A 23076-nucleotide genomic window follows, 5' to 3' on the forward strand; every position below is an offset into this window, starting at 1 on the left:
TGGCTGTTTGAGGAAACATGTCGACGCTCTGGGGTTGAGTGCACAGGATGTTAACGTTAAAAAGTGCACACACTTTGCACCCACCTTGTGGAGTGGGGAATGTCAATCAAACTGGTCTAACCTGGTATTAAAGCCTGGCGAATACGTAGAAGTCAAGGGCACGTTGACTGGTATGAACACGATGAATCATACCGACCGTGGTCACACGACTGGTACACCTATCGTGCCATGCGCATCCCATAACGATCACCCATTCGACCCAAACGGTGGAGATAATGGTAATGGTGGTAATACGGGTGTGTGCTATGACACTCCAGTCGAAGATTCTGATGATTGGAACGGTGTTACTGCTGCACCATTGGCTCAGACTGGTAGCGCGGTCGTGTCTATCGCTATCGCTGCTCTTGCAGCCCTGGGCGCAGGAGCAAGCATCATGATCACTAAGCGTAACAAGGAAAATGCTCGTAAGCATTAACCCGTAAACACGCTTAGTATTAACTGGCGAGGGGTCGCACATGCACACGGGACTATCTCCGTGCAATGGTGTGGCCCCTCACTCTATATTTTCTTCTTCCTCTATTGATTTCTTATTAATCTTTCACACGTAACGGTTCATACTCATGAGTAGAAAAGACACAGCCTTTACCCCTAGTCAACGTGCTTATCTCAACAGTCTTCCAGCTATCAAACACGCGACAGCCACACGAATCTACTACACAAGCCAATTCCACAAAGACGCTGTCCAGCAATACGATAACGGTGTCAGACCGTCTGTTATTTTTGCACAGGCTGGAATGCCGTCCACCCTCATCGGGCGCAAAAGGATTGAACGCTGCATCAACAGGCGGGAAAACACCGACTACACACAGTCCGGCATGCCAGAACAAGTACACAAGCAAGTCAGCATATTCCTCGACCAGATGGCGAGCAGAGTTGAGGGTTTTGATTGAAGCCAAGCGTTACACCTTATCCACCAATTCCACAGAAAGAATCCTGACATACGAATAGCCGGACTCTGCCAAACAGTAGGGATATCAGAAAACACGTACTACGAGCTGAGACTGGTAAATAGTTAAGGTCTAATAATGTACTACTAATTTTTATATAAAATTATTCCACAATAAGAGACACACTTGGAAAGAATGCGAATCCTGTATTAGGATTATTTGTATCTTCATAGATTAAGATGCAAATAAGATACAGCATTGTTCTTATGAAAGGAGGCAAAGATGAACAAGAATAGCAAGCGCGGCGGAATCAACCCACGACCTCGACCATATCCTCATATGATTTAGGCATAATTTATCCGCACATATTCACACCAAAGGTTAATAATGAACATGACTTCGTACGAAGAAATGTTTGATGAGTATGTGAAATCAAGTGCAGCATATTGCGCTTCTCTATTTGAAGCAACAGAATATTTTTTCAAAGCAAATGCTGCACTTGAAGCCACTATCGTCAGTACAAACACAGCGAAAACATCCACCATCCATTCAATACAAGAATATTTCGAGACATGTAAAATATCGCTTATTAAAACAATTGATTTGCTACGGACATTCCAAGAAATACATACGACTATCCCTGGAGAGCAAGTAGAAGTCGATTTCGCACAACAATACTTCTATATAAAGAAAACATTATCTTGCGTCGAGCAGATTATTCAACTCTTTAGCACAGTGCGTGATGACAAGAACCTACAGCAACAGATTTGGGATAACGACGACTTTACAACATACTTCACTACTAGTGCCGATAGCATCTCTCAAGCAATAATTTGGCAATGTAATTTCGCGAAACGAGCAAACCTTGACGAATCTATTTAAACCTTACCGCGGATATCTGCGTTTAGCAGCTAGTGATTTTCTTTCTAACTATGCAACTACACTAGCCTCAACTACTATTCAATTATGGCTATTGAACTCACTTTTTATCGGTTTTCAGCAGTCAAGCCATTATTTATCGCTTTACCTCACCCTCACTGCAATAAGTGAATTAGTAGCAGGCCTTTTCTCAGGAGCACTAGCTGAGCATGTAGGAATTTTCAGGACAACAGTTGCTGCATGCTTAGCAAGAATGATTGCGGGATTATGTATTATCGCAATTGTATCGGTATCCTTCTCAACCCCATCTGCTAACAAGTTGCTCCTATTTTGGTGTGTTTGTATACTTGTAATGGTTACGACAGCATGTGATACTTTCTATTTTCCTGCTATTACTTCCTTTGTTAATCGTGTAACAAAAAATGATGATCTTATTAATGTTCTTTCACTTCTTCGCTTTACAAGCCTCATGGGTACATTAGTAGGACCAGCAGTTGCAGGTTTTGCGAGTAGTAAATATTTATACATTCCAATTCTATTTACAGAAACTATCGCATTAGCAGGAATAATAATTTTTATTTATTTTATTTACAAGCATGCAGTTAGAACCGGAATTTATACTTCAGACGTCGCAGATGAAAATCCAGAATATTCTCAAGGCTTTTTGGCAACTTGGGCTAGGGGAATGGCAACATTTGTAAAAAACCAAACGTACAGGACTTTAGCTCCATTTGCAATACTCGAAGCTATCGCATCTACTGGCATAAGCTTTGCTGGAGTCCTCTTATTCTCAATGGTTCTACATAGTGCAGAAGGATATGGCTGGTATTTAAGCGCAATGTCACTTGGGTATGCCCTCAGCTATCTCATCGCGCCAAAAGTGTCCAGCAAAATGTCCTTCTCTATGCTACTCACTCTTTCACATATACTAGTGACTCTTTCTATAATAGGACTGGCATTAGCGCCTAACGCTATAGCAGCAGTCGTGTTTGGTTTCCTTTTTGCTTTCTTCCAAGGAGTAGTAAATCCACCATTCCAAACAGTATTTATTCATGCAGTAGATGATAATCTCGTTGGACAGGTAATGTCTGTATTCATCTCAGTTGTTGCCGCTATAGGAGCAGTAAGCTATCCGCTATGGGATTACGCTTATTCCCACATGACCATTCCATCTCTACATGCAGAGTCAGGAATAATTGTCATAGCTGCTCTTATCCACTTTATACTGGTGCTTATCTGCATATTCGATAAGCGATTGCGTTCAATTAAAGCAGAATAAGATGCAATAAATATTGTAAATACGAGCGCAGCTTATTTTTAAATTAGAACGCTTTCAATTCAGATATCTAAGTTAACCGAGTGAACCATACTTTATCTGTCATAGAGTGTTCATTTGTGCCGTGAGCAAATAGCACCAACATCTATATCTAGGATATTTATAACTGATGTCCCGTCTGTAAATTCTTTTGACTAACATCATGAGAATTAAAAGAAATATCAGCACCATACCCGGATCCACTAAAAAGTCTGGGCGGCTATTGTCTCCACGAGTTTCACTCGTGGAGACTGTACTGTTGTGGCGCAGCAAGAATGCTGCCACCGGTCGCCGCCCCCACTTTCTCGTGTTGGTAGCCCAGAGGCTAGCACACCCAGTCCAAAGACCACACGCCAGCCTTGTCACGCCACCCAACAAGCTCACCCCTGCCAGCCCATTCCACAACATGTTCCACGGGCTGACCGGAGTCGAGCCTGGAGCGTCGCACAAGGACTGGGAGTGTTCTTGTGGGTTTACGGGTGTGCCTGCCCTGGAACTACCAACACACAAGGAAAGGATAAAAAAAAATGGTTACCATCAACGTTGAAGCTCTAACCCTGCTATCGCGCGATTAGCAAAGCTAATCGATGCGAAGCAGAGGTAGGTCTCATGTCAAGAATCTCCAAGAGAAGCGACCGAATAGGAAGCTTCGATTGGAAAGATTCGACGGCGGAGGCTCTAGTATTGATGACAAGAATAAATTAGAGTTTGTGGAGGACTGGATTGAATATAAAAGTAAAAGAAATTGAGAATAAACTAGAAAAGGAATCTGTATCGAGAGAAGTATTGTATGATCTTCAAGAATGGTTTGGAATGCCAGAAAGTACAGAAGAATATATTCAAGATTCACAGGAAAAGCCTTTTCTTGCTTGTTATATTAATGATAAACTTGTTGGGTTTATTGTGTTAAACGCAACCAGCAAGGATTGTGCAGAGATTTTTGTGATGGGTATAAAAAAGAAATTCCATAGAATGGGAGTTGGCTCGGTACTTAACAAAGCATACGAAGCTATGGCAAGGAAGATGGGTTACACATACTCACAGGTAAAAACTGTTCAGATGGGACACTACAAAGAATATGATATTACAAATCATTTTTATATCGCGATGGGATATAAAGAATTGGAATGTTTTCCAACTTTATGGGATGAGTGGAATCCGTGTCAAATATATATTAAATATCTAGGAGTGTGAGAACTCTAAGTTTATTTGCTTGAAACCTTTTAACGATAGGCAGAGATAATTGTTAAAAGGTTCATAGATATGTTTCTGCATACGAACATGTCGATAAGACATACCTAGTGTTTACTCGTTTAAACTTGATATAAGTTGGAATTAGAGCGTATATAGACATACCGATAAAGGAGGAAGCCGTATATGCTCTATGTAAAATTTGATGATTTCGAAGATGTTAGCGTCATGGGAAATGAGAAAGATCATGGAATGTTTATTCCGATTAAGGATGGGAATGTGTATGCTGAGTGCGAACGGTGCGGTGTAGTTGAAAGGATCACCTCACCATGCGAATTCATTGCTAGCACATTTAGGTCAAGAGTGAACTTCAATGAAGGTTATGAACTTTGCGAGAAGTGCTTGCAAGAGGTTGAGTTTGTTACTGTCGCTTTGAGAACTGGAAAATTACCTAATCGAGAATTGAAATGACTGAAAAGCAAAGCAGTGATAACCGTAGTAATACATGAAAAACTAAACGTTAAAAGGTGCACACACTTTGCACCCGGGCGGTAAATGATAATTTAGGGAGGCGTTTTATGTCAGTAATTAAAATTGAAAACCTCACTTTCTCATATTATGGATATGTAAAACCCATATTTAAAAATGTATCGTTTTCCTTTGATACAAACTGGAAAACGGGATTGATAGGAAGAAATGGAATCGGTAAATCAACTCTATTTAAGTTACTTTTAAATCAAGAAACTTATCAAGGTAAAATAAGCAAGAATGTTGAATTTATTAAATTTCCACCAAATATAAGCGATACTTCAAAATTAGGAATTGAGTTATATAAAGAACTAATATCAGATGATGAAGAATGGAAGTTATTTAGAGAACTCAGTTTGCTAAATGTAGATGAGAACCTTGTTTACAGAGAGTTTGAAACGCTTTCTAAAGGGGAACAAACAAAAATCCTTTTAGCTATTTTGTTTACAAGAGAAGATGGCTTTTTACTTATTGATGAACCAACAAACCATTTAGATATGGACGGAAGAAAAATTGTAAGTGAATATCTGAAAAGTAAAAAAGGATTTTTGCTTATATCTCATGATAGAGATTTTTTAGATGGTTGTATCAATCATGTTATTTCTATTAACAGGAATTCTATTGATGTCCAATCGGGAAATTTTACATCATGGTATGAAAACAAAGTGATGAAAGACCAATTTGAAATTAGTCAAAATGAGAGATTAAGAAAAGATATTAAACGATTAAAAGAGTCTGCAAGACAAAGTCAAATTTGGTCTGATAAAATTGAAAATACTAAAAATGGTGTAAAAGTATCAGGTGTAAAACCAGACAAAGGACATATAGGTCATCAATCAGCCAAGATGATGAAAAAATCTAAGAATTTGGAGAATAGACAAAACAAGGCAATAGAAGAAAAACAGAGTTTACTAAAAGATATCGAAACAAAGGAAAGTCTATTATTGCATCCATTACATCATCATAAAAATCCTCTAATATCGGTTAGCAATTTATCATCATGCTATGGAGAGAGACAGATCCTAAATAATGTAAGTTTCGAGATAAAGCAAGGCGACATAGTGGCTATATATGGGGGTAATGGTAGCGGAAAATCAACCTTGATTAAAATTTTATTAGGTATAAATCACGAGTATACAGGTGAGATAAAATTAGCAGGTAATTTAAAAATCTCGTATATTCCTCAAGACACATCTAATTTAACAGGTAGCCTAAATGAATATATTCACAAGCAAGATGTTGATGAAACATTGTGTAAAACAATTCTAAGAAAATTAGATTTTTCAAGAGAATTATTTGAAATGGATATGAAGAATTATAGTGATGGACAAAAAAAGAAAGTTTTAATTGCTGTAAGTTTCTCAAAGCCAGCTCATATATTTGTTTGGGACGAACCACTGAATTATATAGATGTAATATCAAGAATACAGATTGAGGAAATTATAAAAGAAGCAAAGCCTACACTCATATTTGTGGAACACGATAAGCGATTTGTAGAAGATATCGCTAATAAAATAATACAATTTTAAGTAAAATCCAAATCCCAGTTTGTAGTGCCTTAGACTTTTATCATCATACGACATTCCCCTTGTCAGCTTCTTTCCTGCAACGAACGTTAAGGCTCTTTTTTGATGCATGGTTATCATCAGGGTAGTCTTGAAACATGTGAGACTGTCGTATTGATGTCAAGGGCTGATTAGGTGGGTGCAAATTTGCCCTTGTATAGCAGGGTTTAGCGAGGGCTTATCGTTAAAAGGTTTAATGCGTGGCGGATTTAAGCTGGGCTCTTGCGGTTTTTGAACGTATTTTGGCTGTTTGAGGGAAGATATCAACGCTCTAGGGTTAAGTGCAATAAGTTCAATGACTGTTGCTTGTGAACAATGTGATATATAAATGTATCAATCACTTGGATTTTCAATTCAGATTGGGAACTTGTTTGCATTTGAACCATAAGTCACAGTCATTAGATAAAAAATAAAGGAGTAAACTATGGAACATAATTGCGGATTTATTAACGATAAAAAAGCATTTAGATATAGAGCAGCAGCCATCATAGTCGAAGAAGGTTGTGTGCTATTCGCAAGAAATGATGAGGACGACTATTTCTACTCAGTTGGCGGAGCGGTTCACATGGGCGAGACATCAGAAGAAGCCGTTAAGAGAGAAGTATTTGAAGAGACAGGTCTTAATTATGAAGTAGATCACCTTGCCGTCATACACGAGAACTTATTCATCGGTAGCTCCGGCTTAGATGGAGTAGACTTCCATGAGCTTACACTCTACTACATGATGAAGCCCATGGGCAAAAGAGATTTTACGAGCCAAAGCACTACAGAGTCAGGTGCTAAAGAGACAATGCATTGGTTACCTATAGATGAGCTTGATAAGTTTAAGGCTTACCCGACATTTATGAAAGAATATCTTAAATCGGAGCATAGTGGAATAGAGCATATAATTTCAGATGAAAGATATTAATGAATCCCGCTATTATGGCAAGAGATAGTTACATAAACATTATTTCTTAGAAGATTATGACAAGAAGAATGTGTTTGATATTGAAGAATATATAAAGAGAAAAGGCAAGGTTAAGCTTAATAGAAATACGGTAATTACAAGATTGTAAGATTTACTGTTATAACTATATGGTCGAGGGTATATCTGAAATAATAGAGCTAGATAAATTTGAAGTTGTGAAGGTAATGAAATGATTAGAAAAATAAAAAAAGAAGATGCTCAATCTATACGAGAAATATGTGATATTTCTTTAAGATATACTGTTTCTACAGAGTTAGTAGAGAATCAAATCACAAAACTATCAGCTGATAAAAAGCATCATGTGATTTATGTTTATGAGGATGAGGATTTACATAAAGTTGTTGGATTTGTACATGCTGAAATGTATGAGAGTCTTTATTCAGATTGTGGATTAAATATTCTAGGATTAGCTGTCTTACCAGAGTTTCAAGGAAGAGGCATTGGAAAAAAATTGATGAATCATTTAGAAATGGATTCTCGACAAAAATTACTTAAGTTTATCAGGTTAAACTCAGCAGAAGCAAGAACAGAAGCACATAAATTCTATGAAAATATAGGATATGTATGTGATAAGACGCAAAAGAGATTTATTAAAATTTTCGAATAAGTCAATTCTAGTTTGTTGAACTGAAAAATTGAATACTAAATGTGTAAGACGATAGAAAAAAGAAAAAATCTATCGTCTTTTTTCTTGCCTAATTTCCCTATGTTTTGCTATCAATAAATAGGGAAAATTCACTAAGAAGCTAAGAAAGTATTTCAAATGCTTCTCACTAATATATACACGACAAAATGTTAGTTCCATTAAATATGTTACAGAAAGTAAAGGAGATAAGATGATAAGAATCGGTCAAACCCTCACTTTGGTGTAAATTCATTTCCTTCCCTTTATCTGCTATTTTTATGTTCAAACTCAAACGAGAAAAATAAGTGGTGCTTCCCACCGTCACGGCGCTTGATTGTGCTATCAGATGCAGTAATGCGAACATAAAAATCGTGTATGACAGTCAAAAAATCCCATTCGTGCAAATGTGTTGCAATATGCGATACAGTATTTTATGATGAGTGTATGGAGGTTGATTGATATGGCAGTTACTAAAACAGCGAATGTGAATGTGAGAATACAAGAAAATATTAAGCAGCAGGCGGAGCAGATTCTGGAAACTATTGGAATTCCTAGGGCTACTGCTATTGACATGTTTTATCGTCAAATCATTCTTAATAAGGGTATTCCGTTTTCGCTTACTATTCCAAAGTCACTTCCGGCACAAGATGATATGGACGAGAAAACGTTTAACGCGTTGATGGTTAAAGGTTATGATCAGGCGGTTTGTGGCGATAGTTATCCGATAGATGATGTTTTTGAAGAGCTTGAACGATGATAGGGATAGAAAAATGTCAGATTCATCGATGAAAGAGAAGGAAAAGCAGGAACATACTCCCACAGATGAGAAAAATCCACTATATTGTGAATCACATGAGCAAATATGTGAGAACCTTAACAGTGCAAATAAGGAATTGTCCAAGTATAAGGTTTTACAACTGAGTGCGGAAATCTTTTCCATCTTAATGATTATTGGAACTGTTTTTATGGCGTCCAATAAGCTACAGCTTTTTGGATGGATCACCTATTGTTTTGCAATTCTTCTTCTTGTTGTAGTGTCTCTTATTTGGGTTATTTGTGTTATTGGGCAGCGCAATATACATAGTCGTTTTAGGAGTGCAAATGTAGAGCGTAACAAATCTTTTCTTAGCTATGATAATCAACAGGGGAAGGGTAGACTCTCACTGGTTCTTTGTTGCTTTTTTGTGTTAAGTGGTATTCTAACTGCATTTTTTGAAATAACTGCGTTGCATCTTCCAAATCGGTGGCTTTTGCAGACTTGGGTATATGTTATATGCGCGGCAATGCCAGTTGTTTGGATGATTACGATTGCTCTTGAATGTGTTTTCTATAATCTCTATCTTATTTCGCGTATACGGAAAATAGGTATAAGAATTGTACTTCGTTATCTATCTGTTCTACTTTGCGTATTGATTATCTTAGGTCTTGGATTTTTTGACGTTTTATTTATTGTTGGAAGATATTCTGTGAAACAAAATGATAATGGTACATACACAGAGCACGTGGATGATATGTATGCTCCTTTTGAGTATTATCTTTATCGGTCTGAAGGTCCGTTTTTCCTTAAGTATCTTCGACCAATGACAGATTCAAGTGATACTGATCCAAAAATAAGTGAATCTGAGTGGTATCGCAGAATCGATCGCAATAACAGGAAAGATACAAGATTAAAAGATACAAGATTAAAGGTTGAAGAGCCAGATAAAAATTACGATTTGCATGATGCCGCTGAGCGTGATTTAGAATCAAAGAAGGAAAGAAATGCAGCGCTTAAGATATTTGATAAGTATTTTGCGGCGAAAGGCTTTGCGTTCAAGGAGAACTATACCGCCAAGGGGGATATGTACTTTGTTCTGAGTGAAAGCCGTTCGGACATTACTTATCTGCAGTATAACAGGGACTCTCAGGATGGAAAATGTGGTCTTTATATTCTGTTTAAGGCTTCAAAATCTTCAAATGGAAGCTGGTCGTCGAGTGATGCTCATATGCAGAACACTTATACTTATGAATATAGCACTGGACTGATTGCAGAGAGCAGTAGGGCAGATTGGTAGTAGGCAGAATCGTTGGATGCCAGAATCGAAGAGTATCTGAAGATTGCCAGATAGTGATTGTCAGATAGTAGAATCCATATTTGTGTGCTCTAGTTGCTTATGTTTTAGGGAACAAATCGGTGTAAAAATTGTAAAAAAGTTCCCTGCATTATTTGATTTCTCATGGTAATGGCTTGTTGGTTATTCAAGAAAATAAGGTTCCTGAGTTTAAGAAGTTGCTTGTTGAATATTATGAGGATTAAGATTTGCAGTCTGTAACGGATGCGCTTGCTTGCGTTAGTGAAGATGATTGGAAAATGCGGTGCGAACATGAGAGAAAACGAATTGGCGGTCGGTTGCGCTCATTTGTCGGCAGAAATTGCGCTTTCAACGGCAATTGCCAATCGCACTTGCTACTATGCAACTGCTGTTTCAGCTATAATTTCACCATAATCATGATGAATTCTAGTTTGAAATGGAGATGTTTTTATGATTTTAGCAGATAAAATATTGGAACTACGTAAACAAAACGGTTGGTCGCAGGAAGAATTGGCTGACAAATTGGGCGTCAGTCGCCAAGCTGTTTCCAAATGGGAAGGCGCACAAAGTATCCCGGATATGGAACGGATAATTGCATTGAGCCGTTTGTTTGGTGTTAGTACAGATCTTCTGGTAAAAGATGAAATTGATGTTATGGGGAAGAACGTCAACGCAGATGAAAATGCCTGCCAGGAAGAAGCCGGCGTTCGCATGCGGGTAATTGAGCTGGAAGAAGCCTCCGCTTATATTGCTCACAGAATATCATTTGCCGCCTATGTTGCTCTAGGCGTTCTTCTTTGTATTCTGGCGGCAATCCCGTTGGTCGGCAGTGATCTTTTGCTTTCTCACACAGTAAATGCGCAAGTCGGTAAAACTTTGGGCTTAGCATTTAGTGTTGCGATTATTACTGTAGCTGTAGCTATTTTTATTATTCAGAGTTTCCACGGAAAGCGTTATCAATATTTGGAAAAAGAGGACTTTGAAACGGCTTACGGAGTTGACAGTGTGCTCAAAGAACGCTTGGAACGGTTCATGCCGTCGTATGTGCTGCGGACGGTCAGCGGTGTCGTTTTATGTATGGTTGCCTTTATTTTTCTTATAATTTCGGATATAGCGCCGAAATTTTATCAACTTTCATCCGGCTTTTTTGTAGTTATCGCTATTGCCCTGGTGGCAGCAGCCGTTTATTTATTCGTACAGGCGAATATTGTCCGCTCGTCCTATTACCGTTTGCTGCAACCGAAGAAAAAGATTGTCTATCCTGCAAAGATTAGGTTATTCCTCCAAGCTTACTGGCTTATAATTGTCTGCATTTATTTAGCCTACAGTTTCATCACGTCCGATTGGGGAAGAAGTTGGATTGTTTGGCCGTTGGCCGCATTGACTTACGGAGTAATAGAAGTAGTGCTCAAAGCGTGGATGCTCGGAAAGAAATAAGTGACTTTCAGCGTCGATTTTGTGGCGAATAACAGGTGCTATCCGAACGAAATATGGTATGCTTGCGCTTAATATTACCCCCAAGGGTGAAAGTATGATTAAAAATGTCGCACATATAGGCTTTACCGTCGGGATGCGGACATTTTTTTAGATAGCCACACCCAGCTTACTTCTGTTCTCGATAAGACTTATTCCTCCAAGTTATCAAGTTGCTTATTTGATGGCTAGCGAAGATGCTCGTAGTAGGGAATTTGGCGTTTATTGATTGGTTAAGGATAATTATCCCAAATTCGTTTTATCGATGGACACAATGAATTTTTCGCAAGAAGGGATTATATACAAATATTTACCGGATTTTCTATTGGAAGAGAATGCGTAAGGTACTTGATTTTGCTCTTATGTAGATTATGTTTTGCGATGGCTATTATTAAAGGGTTTAATAAGCAAGAGCAAGCGCGATGTTTCATTGTTTTCCTTGCGAATTGGCGGGTTTTCATTCCGACGATTGTCTGGATTTTGTTCCGATGTTTGGCGGGATATTAGTGCGACGATTGGTTTTGTTTAGAAATGTGGTTGTAGGACTAAATGTTAAAAGGTTTAGCGTGCGGTGGATTTAAGCTTACTTCTCGAGATTCTAGATGTGATTTTGCTATTCTGCTGTCGAGTGTTTGTGTGCTCTAGTTGCTTATGTTTTAGGGAACAAATCGGTGTAAAAATTGTAAAAAAGTTCCCTACATTATTTGATTTCTTATTCTGTTACAGTTGGTAACTATAGTGTTTCACCTTGTTTCTTTTTCCGTTGTAAATTATTTGTTAGTTTGTAATTAGGCGGTATATAAATCAAATGTTTCAATACTATTTTGGTTTCCGTCAAGTAATTTCATGATGTGTAATAAGTGATTTGAAAGGAGTTGTGTCATGAGTAGTGTTATATCTTTGGGGGAAAAAATTAGAAAGGCTCGTCTGGAAGCTGGGTTGACGCAGGAGGAGCTTTCGGAATTATTGATGGTATCTCGTGCTGCTGTAGCAAAATGGGAAACGAATCGGGGTTTGCCAGATATCGAGAATCTGAAATTTATTGCGTATGCTCTAAGCGTGAGTGTTGATTATCTTTTGGATGAGAACAATAGTGTTGATTTTTCTATTACTAAGAAGCCTATTAATCTCAATAAATATGGTTTTGACGGTAGGTTGAGCAGTTTTAAGAAGTCGAAAGTTAAAGAGCAGATTGTCCTAGATGAATATCCTGACTCAGAAATCAATATGCTAACTGTTGTTAAGACTTATAACAGTTCATCTGAGAAAATGGTGGATAATTTTGTTGGATGGTTTTCTACTCTCCTTGGAGGATTGCCATTGTTTGGCATATATGATTTCAGTAAAGCTGTTGCCACTCTTGGGGCTGATCAGTATTATTTGGTGGATAAAAAAGATAAGCAGTATTTCGTGCTTATAACTGATGAGTATATTATTAGCAGAATTATGGGAGTGGCGTTTAATAGTAAAAAGTTCCGTATTGGAGATAAGGAATTTATGAAAGTTGGTTTGCTTCGTAATAAGTAGTAAATGAGATGGTCAGAACTGATTTTAATATTTTTTCTCATAATATTTGTTGATAAAAAACATGATTAATGGAGAAAAGGCAATCGAAATAGCTAAAAGAGCAGCTGGCAAATATGCTTTTGTTATAAATGCAATTATGGCAATTATTCCCATTAGATGCATCATTATGAATGCAATTGTTGCATTTACTTTATCTTTGATTTTCTCGTTTCTTTCATCGTTCACATTTATTTTGTAGGTGTGGTCTTTTTCCATCATCTTATAGTGCATGATTTTTACGTGTGAAAGTGAGATAATCGCAACAAAAACAACCGACAGTACAATTTCTACGGATTCGTTCAGTTTAAGAGTCAGTGCAAGAATTAATCCGCAAATACCTATTACATATCCTATATACCAAAAATTTTGGGTTTTCTGTTTTTTCATTTTTTATCCTCCTCGTAAATAAATATTTCTTCGATTGTTAAATCAAAGTACTTGGCAATTTTGTATGCCAATATGATTGACGGGTTATATCTCCCATTTTCCAAAGAACCGACTGTTTGTCTTGATACTTCAAGTGCGTCAGCAAGTTCTTCCTGGGTTATGCCTTTTTCTTTTCTAATTTGTTCAAGTCTATTTTTCACATTACATTCTCCTTCCTAATAGAAAGCTAGCTTTACATATAAGATAATCGTTTCGAGAGCAAATGTCAAGTTTGCTTTCCGTTGGATTTAATATCGATAATATTGTTTGCAAAGTTTCATAGTATTCAAGAGAGTAGAAAACTAAAAGTATAATTTTCTTTCAGATACTATTTCAGATAGTATTGTTCTTATGGGTAACAGTAGTGAGCTTTCTGCAAGTAACAGTGAAAATACGTTAGTAGATTTTACTGAAAAACTTCTTGTTGATGTTAAATATTTTACTAATAACAACAATAAAGTATTAAGTGTTCCCGTATCTGAATTATTGAATTTTGGATCTGGTTTATCGTCATTAATTCCTGCATGTAATACAGTTACTCAAACAATAACCATTCCTACGGATGGTATTTATAAGATTGCTAATAAAGCTGCAGGTGATACTCTAAAATACGCAAAAAATGGGAATCTATGGGGATCTTTAAGAAAAGCTGACGGTGGTTCTAGAATGATGCAGATTTCAAAGATGGAGTCTTTGCAAGGTTCTATGAAAACAGCACTTCCGTTTAATCCTGCTCTTTTAATGATGGCTGTGGCTATTTATTCTATTGAAAAAGATATGAAAAAGATTAAAGAGACGCAGGAAAAGATACTTACCTTCATGGAAGTTGAGAATGAGTCACAGATTGAGGCAGATGTTGAGTCATTGATGGGGATTGCTTCTACTTATAAGTGCAGTTGGGATAATGAAATTTCTGTTACGAATAATCATAAGCTTGTTATCGATATTAAGAATCGTGCTAGAAAGAACATTATTGCTTATCAGAAAAAGATTACTGATATTCTTCTGTTAAAGAAGTTTATTGTGTCTAAAAGTAACGTAAATTCGACGTTGTCTGATTTAGGAAAAAAGTTTAAATACTACAGATTGTCATTGTATATTTTCTCTCTATCATCTTTGATGGAAATAATGTTAAGTGGTAATTTTTCGGAAGAGTACATTAGTAATGCAGAAAATGAGATAAAGAAATTGTCTGATGACTACTGTGAGAAATTTGAAAAAAGCTCTTTATATTTAGAAAAACTTGGTAATTCGGAAGTGGAAGTCAACGTTGTGAAAGCTATAGGTACTGCTGGTACTGCTGTTGGTAAGCTAATTGGTGGTATTCCTTTAGTTAAAGATGGTTCTGTTGATGAGTTTTTACAAGATAAAGGAAACGGATTACATGAAAATGCTAATGTAATTGGAGTAAAAGCAGTGAAGGAGTTTGCTGTTTTGCGTGATCCGGAAACAAAAGTGTTTCTGGAAAAAATGGAGGATATAACTCAAATCTACAATCGTACTTCGCAAATATGTGTTGATAAAGAAAAAATATATTTGTTGTAAGTCATATATTGTTTCATGTTGTGAGAAAACGTTTAACGCGTTGATGGATAAAGGCTATGATCAGGCAGCTCAAAGTGATAGTTATCCGATAGATGATGTTTTTTAAGAGCTTGAACGATGATTGGCAACCGTGGGGTAATCTTGGTTTTAGAAAAATACGCGTAAAAAATTATTACATTTACTTTTTGGTTGATGAGAATAGAAAAGAAATTCAAATACTCGCGGTTATTTACGTTAGAAGTTACTAGGCTAGGCAACTGGAACAATTGTAATGTAAACGTGTTATTAAGCAGGTCTTAAACCTTTTTGCAATATTTTTCTATCGTTAAAAAGTGCACCCACTATACATAGTGTGCACTTGAAAAGAGTGTAGCCATACTAGGAGTTCTCTAAATCCACGTTGAGACTATAGTATTGATGTCAAAGGCTGATTAGGTGAGTGTGTTTTATAACGTTCGAAATTACGCTACTTCGTTCGTTACTTTTCTAATACAAACGCGCATTAGTTGTTTGTGTCGTTAACAATACTTTCTATATTTCTGCCTGAGTAGAATATGCGAATAACTGTTACAGTCATTTGGTTTTCGTCTACTTGGTAGAAAACAGTGTAGTTGTCGACTGGAACTCTGCGTATTCCTTTAGAACACCAAGGTTCCCAATTAATAAGCGTATATCGCATAGGCATAGTCTCAAGAGAACGTATAGCATGCTTAATGCGGTTGACTTGTTTTTCCGCCGTTTTTGGAACTTGTAATGTGAAGCGAATATACTCGTATAATTCGCTGAGATCAAGGAACGCTTGCGGAGAATAAATGACGCTATAGGTTGTGCTCATACGCCGTATTTCTTAGCGAAGAATTGGTCTACTTCATCTGCACTATATTGTTTGCCAGTTGAAATAGAGTCGATGCCTTTTTGTAATTCTTTATCCAACTCATCTCTTGTTAAGCTGCCTAAAGCAGTAGGAGTATTAACTGGCAAGCGGAGTTCAAATGGCATGCCTTTTTGTAAAACGATTTGGCTGTAAAGCATTTGGATTGCTGAAGATGGTGTTATTCCAAGTTGGTTCAATATGTTTTCGGCGTTTTCTTTAAGATTTGTATCGATTCTTGCATATACAGCGTTCGTGTTTGTCATTGTGTTGGCTTCCTTTCTGACCTTATTTTACAAAATTCTTGCAAGCATATGCAAGCGAATGAAAGAAAAAGTTTAATCACTATTCAGATTATAGCTTTCCGTTGTTGTATCTTCGGATTCAAACTCAAGATATTAAGCCAATTTTAAACCTTTTAACGATTACCTTTTTCTATCGTAAAAAGTGCACCCAATATCCATAGTGTGCACTTGAAAAATTAAAAAATTTTTCTTTAATAAAGCTTGTATGTATGGTTTTTTTTTAATAGTAATACTATTAAAACTAAACAGACTATTATGGATTCTAATTTTAATAGAATTGCATTCTTATTAGAATTGCATATTAAGAATAAGGAGAACTTATGAAATTAATTAGACCAGATAGTAAATATATCCAAGGTTATATAGAAGCAAATGAAGAAGATGAAATTTTTAGGCCGAGTGCAGAAAGACGTTTTATACACCCTGAGACAATTATAGAGAGTTCTTATAACTATGAACATGGTATAAATTTGCCTGAAAATTATGTTAAAGCTACTACGTTTTGGCTGATAGATAATGAAAAATTTATTGGTGAAATTAATATTAGGCATGAATTAAATTCTTTTTTAATTAACTATGGTGGTCACATAGGATACGAAGTTAGACAGTCTGAATGTATGAAGGGCTATGGAACAAGAATGCTTTCTATGGCACTTACATATTGTAAAGAGACTTTGAATCTACATAAAATTCTGATTACGTGTGATGATGACAATATTGGATCCATACGAGTTATAGAAAATAATGGTGGAATTTTAGAAAACAAAGTGAAAAATAGCCTACCAAGGGGAAATGTTACAACAAGAAGGTATTGGATTAATATATAGAGGAGAGATGATGAGCGAGACGAATGTAAGACCGGTGCTTTTCAGGCATGCTTTTTGGGGTCATGTGATTACAGAAACTGTTGCTGGCATTTGCACGCTGATTGTTGCGCTGCTTGTACAGCAGTTCGTAGGGCACCGCATACTAGGTTGGGAAACGGTGGCAATACTCGCACTGAGTGTTGTGGTGTTTTCGCTGCTAAGTACAGCGTATCTGCAGTGGGATAGGCATCGCAGACCAGATGACGGGTCTGGTGATTTGCTTATTGGAATCATCGATTTTGTGCTCAGGCTGCTGGTGACCTCTGGTATTGCTTCATTGATTGTTTCCAATACTACGCTGCTAAGCATTATTATTGGCGCAGCGATCACTAGTGTGTTGATATTTGTTTTTGAAAAGCCTTGGCAGCCAGGTATGACGGATGCGCAATTACAGGAAGCTTCAAAGAAATCGGTTGAGCTTGGCGTTCAAATGCTTGAAGAAGAACGCGTAAAGCGCGCCGAGGCGAGAAACAAGATTGCATTACAGCATGCGAGCGAAGGTAAAACAGACACTCCTAGAAGTGTGTCTTTAACATTTTCCTCGTTAATTGTTGCGAATATGCTGATTGAAGCAGTATGCGATGTTGTCACATTTTTGCTTGCGTTGATGCTGCAATGGTGGATGCTTGGTACTATTGCTGGCTGGCGAACGCTGCTTGTCATGTTCTTGGGCAATATGCTATTTTCTTGTGCGGCGGCTGCGGTTATGGTTCTGATGGGTGCATTGAAGGCTGATCAACAGAGATGCCTAACAAAAAGTTGGTCTTTCTTAGTTATTGTTTTATTGTTTAGACTGCTGATCTTTGGTGTTCTCGCTTGGCTGCTTACACCGAGTTTGGTGTGGGTAAGCGTAGTTTTTGGTATTGTGCTTACAGATATTGTTCTCGTTATCAAGCATCATCCATGGAGAAGAACAGCAGTAGCCGCATAAGATTTTGTAAGACTGTTTTCTTCTCTTTTGAGCAGAAGGCTCTACGAGCGTCGAAAGCGTTGTTTTTATGCTGATAGTTACGCAATACATAATTATGTGATAAAAAACACCAAAATACGTATAATAATGTGATTAAATGCACCAAAACATATATAATAATGTGATATACGATAAAAGATAACGCAAAATATAACAGAACAACAGTGCAACTACGCGTAGAAATAGCAACGCACTAATACGACTGCAATATTTAATAGCGTAACGTCAAGTGAAAGGTGAGTAATCATGAAAAGGCTGATTATGAGCAAACTTTTAGCATGGAAGAACTCACCGTACCGTAAACCATTGATATTAAAAGGCGTGCGTCAAGTTGGTAAAACTTGGATATTAAAAGAATTTGGTAAGCTTTACTACAAAAATATTGCATATTTTAACTTCGACGAAAACAGAGAGTATAAGCAATTCTTTGAAGCCACTAAAAATGTGGAGCGAATTTTACAAAATCTAATGCTTGCAAGCGGTCAAAAAATCGAACCAGAAAATACGCTGATCATATTTGACGAGGTTCAGGACTGCCCAGAAGTAATAAACTCGATGAAATATTTTTGTGAAAATGCTCCGCAATATCATGTTGCTTGCGCTGGATCATTGCTCGGAATAACGCTTGCAAAACCATCTTCATTCCCAGTTGGAAAAGTTAATTTTATGCAAATAAACCCAATGACTTTCACGGAGTTTTTGCTTGCTAATGGAGATGAAAATCTAGCGAAGTATATTGAACAAATCGATAAAATAGAGCCGATTCCAGACGCATTTTTTAATCCTCTATACGATAAATTAAAAATGTATTATGTTACAGGGGGAATGCCTGAGTCAGTTTTAATGTGGACTAAAGCGCGAGATGTAAACGCAATGCAAGAAACGTTGTTTGAGATTATAACAGCTTATGAACGAGATTTTGCGAAACATCCTAATGTTAGTGAGTTTCCTAAAATATCAATGATTTGGCATTCTATTCCGTCTCAACTTGCGCGTGAAAATAAAAAATTCTTGTATAAAGTTGTTAAAAATGGTGCGCGAGCAAGAGAATATGAAGATGCTTTGCAATGGCTGGTATCGGCACAATTGGTGTATAAAATTTATAGAAGTACTGCGCCGAGTTTACCTATTGCTGCTTATGATGATGTATCTGCTTTTAAGATTTATTTGGCAGATGTTGGCTTGTTAAGGCGATTGGCTCAACTTGCTCCTACTGCGTTTGCGGAAGGCAATAGACTGTTTACTGAGTTTAAGGGTGCTTTAACAGAAAATTATGTTTTGCAAGCGCTGCTTACTCAATTTGAAGTGATGCCGAGATACTGGTCTCAAACGAATCCGCCGTATGAAGTGGATTTTCTTATCCAACGAGAAAATGATATTTTCCCTATTGAGGTTAAATCTGAAGCAAATATTAATAGTAGAAGTTTGAAAAAGTTTAAAGAATTATTCCCGAATCAAACGAAATTACGTATACGGTTCTCGCTGAATAATCTCAAACTAGATGATGATGTGTTGAATATTCCGTTATTTATGGCTGATTATACGGATAAGCTTATAGGACTTGCGCTGAAAGAGAACGATTGATAAAGAAAGATAATTAAAAAAGTGAACGATTAGAAGATATAGAAATAAGCTAGTGTAAAAGTTAAATGAGTGTCAATTGACGAAACGTTGCAAATCCAGTCTAGGTGGGGGATTTCTTCTAGGCTGTTTTAGGATGGTTTCTCGCGATTTTATCAGTTATAACTTATAAATTATCGATTTTGTCATTAAATTTCACTTATAAGTGATAAGTGCGGTGAAAAGTTGTATGTTCAGGTCACTTATTTGCTTGCTTCAGAGGAAACGGTTAGTCGCGAGTTTGGAGTGTATGATGCTATTCGCGATAATTTCCCGAAATATGTTGTTTCTCTTGATGAGTTTGACATGAGTCGAAATGGGATTAAGCACAGGAATATTCGTGACTTCCTTTTATCTGATAAATGGGACTAAACAGACTGGTATAGATTCTAATTTTAATAGAATTGCATATTAAAAATAAGGAGCACGTATGAGATTAATTAGACCAGATAAGGAATATATCCAAAGCTATATAGAAGCAAATGAAGAAGATGAAATTTTTAGGCCGAATGCTGAAAGACGTTTTAGATATTCTGTGCAATCATAGCTGTTCAATCAAAGCTGTGCAATCATAGTTGTGCAATCATAGCACGATATTTCGTAATTGCTTTTTCTAGGAGAAGATGATGAGTGAGATGAAGGTAAGTCCGGTGCTTTTCAAGCATGCTTTGGTGGGCATGTGATTACAGAAACTGTTGCTGGTATTTGCACGCTTATTATTGCGCTGCTCGTCATGTTCTTCGGCAATATGCTATTTTCTTGCGCGGCGGCTGAGGTTATGGTTCTGATGGGCGCATTGAATGCTGATCAACAGAAATGCCTAACAAAAAGTTGGCCTTTCTTAGTTATTGTTTTATTGCTTCGACTGATGATTTTCGGTGTTCTCGCTTGGCTGCTTACGCCGAGCTTAGCATGGGTAAGCGTAGTTTTTGGCATTGTTCTTACCAATATTGTTCTCGTTATCAAGCAGCACCCACGTAGAAGAACCGCAGTTTAACTACACGTAGAAATAGCAACGCACTAATACGGCTGGTCTCAAACAAATTCGCACATAGTTTGTGGATATTTACTGATTAGTGTTATAGGAGTATACTATGAAAAGTATAGCGAACGCAAATAGTGTGGTTCACGGTAGAACTTCGTCAGTGCGCAAAATAAGGGAGATGTGCCGTTTTACGTGAATTAACGACTATTGCGTATCACGAGGTGAGGGATATGAAGAAAAATATGAAGCATCGTGTGTTGGCAGTGTTGAGTGCTGTTTTGTGTGTGCTTGCTATGACATTGAGTGTGTCAGCGCTGCCAGGGCTGGCTTATGCCAAAATAACGAAGAATCCATTGTTTGCTGCTGTTTTGGCTGCTGCTGCCGAGAATGATAAGAGCAAAGATGCTGGTAAAGATGTCGGTAAATCGGGTAAAGAGAAGACTAACGCTGAAGGTATCGGGGCAGCTAATGGGGAAGCTGGTAAAGGGGAAACTAATAGAGAAAGTACTGTAGGTAATAAGGGAACTGTTAAAAATCCTAATGGGGTGGGGTCTGTAAATAAGAATAATTCTGGCAATGGTGCCGGGAAAACTGCTGGCAATGGTGCCGGCGCTAAGGGTGACATTCAGAAGTCTGTGCCTGCTGGTGTTGAAAATAAGAAAGCTAACGTTCCTGCGAATGTTCCTGAGCGTAAATCCAATAAAGAAAATGGCAAGCAAGTAGATAAGAACAAAGACGCAAAAGAGAAGGCTAAGAAAAAGGCTGAGGAAAAGGCTGAGGAAAAGGCTAAGAAAAAGGCTGAGGAAAAGGCTGAGGAAAAGGCTAAAAAAACTAAGGGTCAAGATCGTGATGCAGATACTCTTGAGAAATTAACCCTAGACCAAGTTAAAAAGCTTCCTGCTTGTGTAGGTTATCGTGGAAGTGGATTTTTCAGTAATGCAATTATATTTCGCCCTGACTCTGGTTCTGGAAACGCGTGTGCTATTAGTGCTGATAAGCTACCTACTAATTTTGATAGTATTCGAAGAGAAATTTCAAAGCTCAATAATGATGGCAATGGCTCAGTTGATTTTTTTGGTGCATTCGTGTATGCGTACGGGAGTTTGTCAAAAGGTAAGGAAGGTCTTTTTTCAGGGAAAACTATTAGTAGCATTGGCAACTACGACAGGTTTGATGTAAGTAACGTTACAGACATGTCCTATCTATTTAAGGATTCCTCATTAACTGATTTTAGTTTTTTGAGTAGTTGGAATGTGAGCAAGGTTACGAACATGAGCAACATGTTCGAGGGGTGCGCTGGTTTAAGTGATATTAGCAGTTTGAGTGGGTGGAATGTTGGCAGTGTCACGAACATGAAGAGCATGTTCTCGGCTATTATTGCGGACGAAGATAAACGTGAAAGTTTTGATCTAGCCGGATATGCAGGTTTGATGAATATTACTTCGCTTGAACCTTTGAAAGACTGGAATGTTAGTAACGTTACGAATATGGATAGCATGTTCGAGGGTTGTGGCAGTCTAGAAGATTTTACTGGTTTGGAAAACTGGAAAACTAAAAAAGTCGAGTCAATGAACAGCATGTTCAGATACTGTATGAATATTGGTAAAAATTTGAATGCGTTTCAAAAGTGGGATGTAAGTAAAGTTACAGGCATGAGGGCAATGTTTGCGGTGACACAGATTCAAAATACTGTTGGCATAGAAGATTGGAATGTTAGTAACGTTACGGCAATGGATGACATGTTTGCAAATTGCTTTAAGCTTAACAATATCAAGGAATTAGCTAATTGGGCTAAATCTAAGAGTAGCACAAACAGATTAACTAGCACGTTTAGAATGTTCTATGGATGCAACAATATTAGTAGCATTGAGCCTTTGAAAGATTGGAATGTTGGCAATGTTAAGAATATGCATGATATGTTCAACGGTTGTAGTGGCTTAACGAGTCTTTCATATATAAAAGATTGGAATGTTGGCAATGTTACGAAAATGGATGGCATGTTTAAAGGTTGTAAGGGCTTAAATAGCCTTTCAGATTTAGAAAACTGGAAGGTTGACAATGTTACTGACATGCATGACATGTTCAACGGTTGTAGTGGATTAAGTAATCTTTCTGGTCTAGAAAAGTGGAATGTTAATAAGGTTACGGATATGAATAGCATGTTCAGCGGTTGCGCTGATTCCGACTCTGACACTAAAACTGGATTGACTAATATAAGTGCATTGAGTAATTGGGCAGCAAAGGTCGGCAATGTTACGAACATGTCTAGCTTGTTTAGTGGTTGTGAATTGTTGGTGAACATTAGTGATTTGAAAGATTGGAATGTTGGCAATGTTACGGATATGAATAACATGTTC

25 protein-coding genes and 4 pseudogenes are annotated in these 23076 nt (G+C 37.3%); 24 read left to right on the plus strand and 5 right to left on the minus strand.

Annotated features, from left to right (window positions below):
- The first annotated feature begins 172 nt into the window (after positions 1-172).
- From ACLD6A_RS00280 to ACLD6A_RS00295, 4 genes are all read left to right on the plus strand, one after another.
- Positions 173-475 (plus strand): LPXTG cell wall anchor domain-containing protein, encoded by a 303-nt coding sequence (locus ACLD6A_RS00280; protein ID WP_410313265.1) that lies wholly within the window; start codon positions 173-175, stop codon positions 473-475.
- 145 nt (positions 476-620) lie between these two features.
- A complete protein-coding gene (locus ACLD6A_RS00285; RefSeq protein ID WP_009993955.1) occupies positions 621-950 on the plus strand; it encodes a hypothetical protein in 330 nt (109 codons plus the stop codon).
- 390 nt (positions 951-1340) lie between these two features.
- Positions 1341-1829 (plus strand): hypothetical protein, encoded by a 489-nt coding sequence (locus ACLD6A_RS00290; RefSeq protein WP_226988337.1) that lies wholly within the window; start codon positions 1341-1343, stop codon positions 1827-1829.
- Complete coding sequence (locus ACLD6A_RS00295) at positions 1813-3105, plus strand: MFS transporter (RefSeq protein WP_009993952.1); 1293 nt, start codon at positions 1813-1815, stop codon at positions 3103-3105. The genes ACLD6A_RS00290 and ACLD6A_RS00295 overlap by 17 nt, the downstream gene beginning before the upstream one ends.
- Before the next feature lie 361 nt (positions 3106-3466).
- Here ACLD6A_RS00295 and ACLD6A_RS00300 read toward each other — a convergent pair whose 3' ends face one another.
- Complete coding sequence (locus ACLD6A_RS00300) at positions 3467-3589, minus strand: hypothetical protein (protein WP_255358933.1); 123 nt, start codon at positions 3587-3589, stop codon at positions 3467-3469.
- Positions 3590-3864: 275 nt separating this feature from the next.
- On the opposite strand from ACLD6A_RS00300, the gene ACLD6A_RS00305 reads away from it, so the two are divergent.
- The 10 genes and pseudogenes from ACLD6A_RS00305 to ACLD6A_RS00350 all read left to right on the plus strand — a co-directional run bounded on the left by ACLD6A_RS00305 (position 3865) and on the right by ACLD6A_RS00350 (position 13092).
- Positions 3865-4335 (plus strand): GNAT family N-acetyltransferase, encoded by a 471-nt coding sequence (locus ACLD6A_RS00305; RefSeq protein WP_004111719.1) that lies wholly within the window; start codon positions 3865-3867, stop codon positions 4333-4335.
- 183 nt (positions 4336-4518) lie between these two features.
- Positions 4519-4803, plus strand: coding sequence for a hypothetical protein (locus ACLD6A_RS00310; RefSeq protein WP_004114737.1), 285 nt, complete (start codon positions 4519-4521; stop codon positions 4801-4803).
- 107 nt (positions 4804-4910) lie between these two features.
- A complete protein-coding gene (locus ACLD6A_RS00315) occupies positions 4911-6389 on the plus strand; it encodes an Lsa family ABC-F type ribosomal protection protein (protein ID WP_285067865.1) in 1479 nt (492 codons plus the stop codon).
- A 460-nt stretch (positions 6390-6849) separates the two neighbouring features.
- Positions 6850-7335 carry an NUDIX hydrolase gene (locus ACLD6A_RS00320; RefSeq protein ID WP_020760513.1) on the plus strand — a complete coding sequence of 162 codons (486 nt, stop codon included), beginning with the start codon at positions 6850-6852 and terminating at the stop codon, positions 7333-7335.
- A 31-nt stretch (positions 7336-7366) separates the two neighbouring features.
- Positions 7367-7483 (plus strand): annotated as a pseudogene (locus ACLD6A_RS00325) (conjugal transfer protein TraG); the annotation flags it as partial.
- Between the two features lie 81 nt (positions 7484-7564).
- The gene (locus tag ACLD6A_RS00330) at positions 7565-8002 is read left to right on the plus strand and encodes a GNAT family N-acetyltransferase (RefSeq protein ID WP_009994773.1); all 438 of its coding nucleotides are present in this window, start codon (positions 7565-7567) and stop codon (positions 8000-8002) included.
- A 478-nt stretch (positions 8003-8480) separates the two neighbouring features.
- Positions 8481-8777: a type II toxin-antitoxin system RelB/DinJ family antitoxin gene (locus tag ACLD6A_RS00335; protein ID WP_217431484.1), complete on the plus strand. Its 297-nt coding sequence runs from the start codon at positions 8481-8483 to the stop codon at positions 8775-8777.
- Positions 8778-8790: 13 nt separating this feature from the next.
- The gene (locus ACLD6A_RS00340; RefSeq protein WP_004113312.1) at positions 8791-10074 is read left to right on the plus strand and encodes a hypothetical protein; all 1284 of its coding nucleotides are present in this window, start codon (positions 8791-8793) and stop codon (positions 10072-10074) included.
- A 468-nt stretch (positions 10075-10542) separates the two neighbouring features.
- Positions 10543-11529, plus strand: coding sequence for a helix-turn-helix domain-containing protein (locus ACLD6A_RS00345; protein ID WP_102720688.1), 987 nt, complete (start codon positions 10543-10545; stop codon positions 11527-11529).
- Between the two features lie 918 nt (positions 11530-12447).
- Positions 12448-13092, plus strand: coding sequence for a helix-turn-helix transcriptional regulator (locus ACLD6A_RS00350; RefSeq protein WP_101891930.1), 645 nt, complete (start codon positions 12448-12450; stop codon positions 13090-13092).
- Between the two features lie 24 nt (positions 13093-13116).
- On the opposite strand, the gene ACLD6A_RS00355 is transcribed toward ACLD6A_RS00350, so the two are convergent.
- Together ACLD6A_RS00355 and ACLD6A_RS00360 are read right to left on the minus strand one after the other, a co-directional pair.
- Positions 13117-13518 (minus strand): DUF2178 domain-containing protein, encoded by a 402-nt coding sequence (locus ACLD6A_RS00355; RefSeq protein ID WP_410313266.1) that lies wholly within the window; start codon positions 13516-13518, stop codon positions 13117-13119.
- The gene (locus tag ACLD6A_RS00360) at positions 13515-13718 is read right to left on the minus strand and encodes a helix-turn-helix transcriptional regulator (protein ID WP_004134772.1); all 204 of its coding nucleotides are present in this window, start codon (positions 13716-13718) and stop codon (positions 13515-13517) included. The genes ACLD6A_RS00355 and ACLD6A_RS00360 overlap by 4 nt, the downstream gene beginning before the upstream one ends.
- Positions 13719-13908: 190 nt before the next feature.
- On the opposite strand from ACLD6A_RS00360, the gene ACLD6A_RS00365 reads away from it, so the two are divergent.
- The 3 genes and pseudogenes from ACLD6A_RS00365 to ACLD6A_RS00375 all read left to right on the plus strand — a co-directional run bounded on the left by ACLD6A_RS00365 (position 13909) and on the right by ACLD6A_RS00375 (position 15350).
- Positions 13909-15102: a hypothetical protein gene (locus ACLD6A_RS00365; protein WP_410313267.1), complete on the plus strand. Its 1194-nt coding sequence runs from the start codon at positions 13909-13911 to the stop codon at positions 15100-15102.
- Between the two features lie 22 nt (positions 15103-15124).
- A pseudogene (locus tag ACLD6A_RS00370) lies at positions 15125-15208 on the plus strand (toxin-antitoxin system protein); the annotation flags it as partial.
- Entirely contained in the window at positions 15195-15350 is a 156-nt protein-coding gene (locus ACLD6A_RS00375) for a hypothetical protein (RefSeq protein ID WP_004114756.1), read from the plus strand. The pseudogene ACLD6A_RS00370 and the gene ACLD6A_RS00375, both read left to right, overlap by 14 nt.
- A 254-nt stretch (positions 15351-15604) precedes the next feature.
- On the opposite strand, the gene ACLD6A_RS00380 is transcribed toward ACLD6A_RS00375, so the two are convergent.
- The gene (locus ACLD6A_RS00380; RefSeq protein WP_004113282.1) at positions 15605-15937 is read right to left on the minus strand and encodes a type II toxin-antitoxin system RelE/ParE family toxin; all 333 of its coding nucleotides are present in this window, start codon (positions 15935-15937) and stop codon (positions 15605-15607) included.
- The gene (locus ACLD6A_RS00385) at positions 15934-16239 is read right to left on the minus strand and encodes a type II toxin-antitoxin system RelB/DinJ family antitoxin (protein WP_009994780.1); all 306 of its coding nucleotides are present in this window, start codon (positions 16237-16239) and stop codon (positions 15934-15936) included. The genes ACLD6A_RS00380 and ACLD6A_RS00385 overlap by 4 nt, the downstream gene beginning before the upstream one ends.
- Before the next feature lie 359 nt (positions 16240-16598).
- Here ACLD6A_RS00385 and ACLD6A_RS00390 point away from each other — a divergent pair, with 359 nt between their 5' ends.
- The 7 genes and pseudogenes from ACLD6A_RS00390 to ACLD6A_RS00420 all read left to right on the plus strand — a co-directional run.
- The gene (locus ACLD6A_RS00390; protein WP_410313268.1) at positions 16599-17105 is read left to right on the plus strand and encodes a GNAT family N-acetyltransferase; all 507 of its coding nucleotides are present in this window, start codon (positions 16599-16601) and stop codon (positions 17103-17105) included.
- Between the two features lie 10 nt (positions 17106-17115).
- Positions 17116-18075, plus strand: a complete 960-nt coding sequence (locus tag ACLD6A_RS00395; RefSeq protein WP_410313269.1) for a hypothetical protein — start codon at positions 17116-17118, stop codon at positions 18073-18075.
- A gap of 285 nt (positions 18076-18360) precedes the next feature.
- Positions 18361-19698 (plus strand): ATP-binding protein, encoded by a 1338-nt coding sequence (locus tag ACLD6A_RS00400; RefSeq protein ID WP_004120904.1) that lies wholly within the window; start codon positions 18361-18363, stop codon positions 19696-19698.
- A 243-nt stretch (positions 19699-19941) separates the two neighbouring features.
- Positions 19942-20106 carry a hypothetical protein gene (locus ACLD6A_RS00405; protein ID WP_410313270.1) on the plus strand — a complete coding sequence of 55 codons (165 nt, stop codon included), beginning with the start codon at positions 19942-19944 and terminating at the stop codon, positions 20104-20106.
- A gap of 58 nt (positions 20107-20164) precedes the next feature.
- Positions 20165-20263: pseudogene (locus ACLD6A_RS00410) on the plus strand (GNAT family N-acetyltransferase); the annotation flags it as partial.
- A 195-nt stretch (positions 20264-20458) separates the two neighbouring features.
- Positions 20459-20731: pseudogene (locus ACLD6A_RS00415) on the plus strand (hypothetical protein); the annotation flags it as partial.
- A 218-nt stretch (positions 20732-20949) separates the two neighbouring features.
- Positions 20950-23076 (plus strand): BspA family leucine-rich repeat surface protein (locus ACLD6A_RS00420; RefSeq protein ID WP_410313271.1); only part of this gene is annotated, 2127 nt, incomplete at its 3' end.

Source organism: Gardnerella sp. Marseille-Q9691 (assembly GCF_046507715.1).
Lineage (GTDB): Bacteria > Actinomycetota > Actinomycetes > Actinomycetales > Bifidobacteriaceae > Bifidobacterium > Bifidobacterium greenwoodii.

Bases quoted from the DNA above. Each gene is read 5' to 3' on its own strand.
- ACLD6A_RS00385 (WP_009994780.1), bottom strand. From the start codon at position 16,239: ATGACAAACACGAACGCTGTATATGCAAGAATCGATACAAATCTTAAA.
- ACLD6A_RS00400 (WP_004120904.1), top strand. From the start codon at position 18,361: ATGAAAAGGCTGATTATGAGCAAACTTTTAGCATGGAAGAACTCACCG.
- ACLD6A_RS00365 (WP_410313267.1), top strand. From the start codon at position 13,909: ATGGGTAACAGTAGTGAGCTTTCTGCAAGTAACAGTGAAAATACGTTA.
- ACLD6A_RS00310 (WP_004114737.1), top strand. From the start codon at position 4,519: ATGCTCTATGTAAAATTTGATGATTTCGAAGATGTTAGCGTCATGGGA.
- ACLD6A_RS00340 (WP_004113312.1), top strand. From the start codon at position 8,791: ATGTCAGATTCATCGATGAAAGAGAAGGAAAAGCAGGAACATACTCCC.
- ACLD6A_RS00380 (WP_004113282.1), bottom strand. From the start codon at position 15,937: ATGAGCACAACCTATAGCGTCATTTATTCTCCGCAAGCGTTCCTTGAT.
- ACLD6A_RS00375 (WP_004114756.1), top strand. From the start codon at position 15,195: ATGATGTTTTTTAAGAGCTTGAACGATGATTGGCAACCGTGGGGTAAT.
- ACLD6A_RS00320 (WP_020760513.1), top strand. From the start codon at position 6,850: ATGGAACATAATTGCGGATTTATTAACGATAAAAAAGCATTTAGATAT.
- ACLD6A_RS00290 (WP_226988337.1), top strand. From the start codon at position 1,341: ATGACTTCGTACGAAGAAATGTTTGATGAGTATGTGAAATCAAGTGCA.
- ACLD6A_RS00345 (WP_102720688.1), top strand. From the start codon at position 10,543: ATGATTTTAGCAGATAAAATATTGGAACTACGTAAACAAAACGGTTGG.
- ACLD6A_RS00280 (WP_410313265.1), top strand. From the start codon at position 173: ATGAACACGATGAATCATACCGACCGTGGTCACACGACTGGTACACCT.
- ACLD6A_RS00355 (WP_410313266.1), bottom strand. From the start codon at position 13,518: ATGAAAAAACAGAAAACCCAAAATTTTTGGTATATAGGATATGTAATA.
- ACLD6A_RS00395 (WP_410313269.1), top strand. From the start codon at position 17,116: ATGAGCGAGACGAATGTAAGACCGGTGCTTTTCAGGCATGCTTTTTGG.
- ACLD6A_RS00285 (WP_009993955.1), top strand. From the start codon at position 621: ATGAGTAGAAAAGACACAGCCTTTACCCCTAGTCAACGTGCTTATCTC.
- ACLD6A_RS00315 (WP_285067865.1), top strand. From the start codon at position 4,911: ATGTCAGTAATTAAAATTGAAAACCTCACTTTCTCATATTATGGATAT.
- ACLD6A_RS00390 (WP_410313268.1), top strand. From the start codon at position 16,599: ATGAAATTAATTAGACCAGATAGTAAATATATCCAAGGTTATATAGAA.
- ACLD6A_RS00350 (WP_101891930.1), top strand. From the start codon at position 12,448: ATGAGTAGTGTTATATCTTTGGGGGAAAAAATTAGAAAGGCTCGTCTG.
- ACLD6A_RS00330 (WP_009994773.1), top strand. From the start codon at position 7,565: ATGATTAGAAAAATAAAAAAAGAAGATGCTCAATCTATACGAGAAATA.
- ACLD6A_RS00335 (WP_217431484.1), top strand. From the start codon at position 8,481: ATGGCAGTTACTAAAACAGCGAATGTGAATGTGAGAATACAAGAAAAT.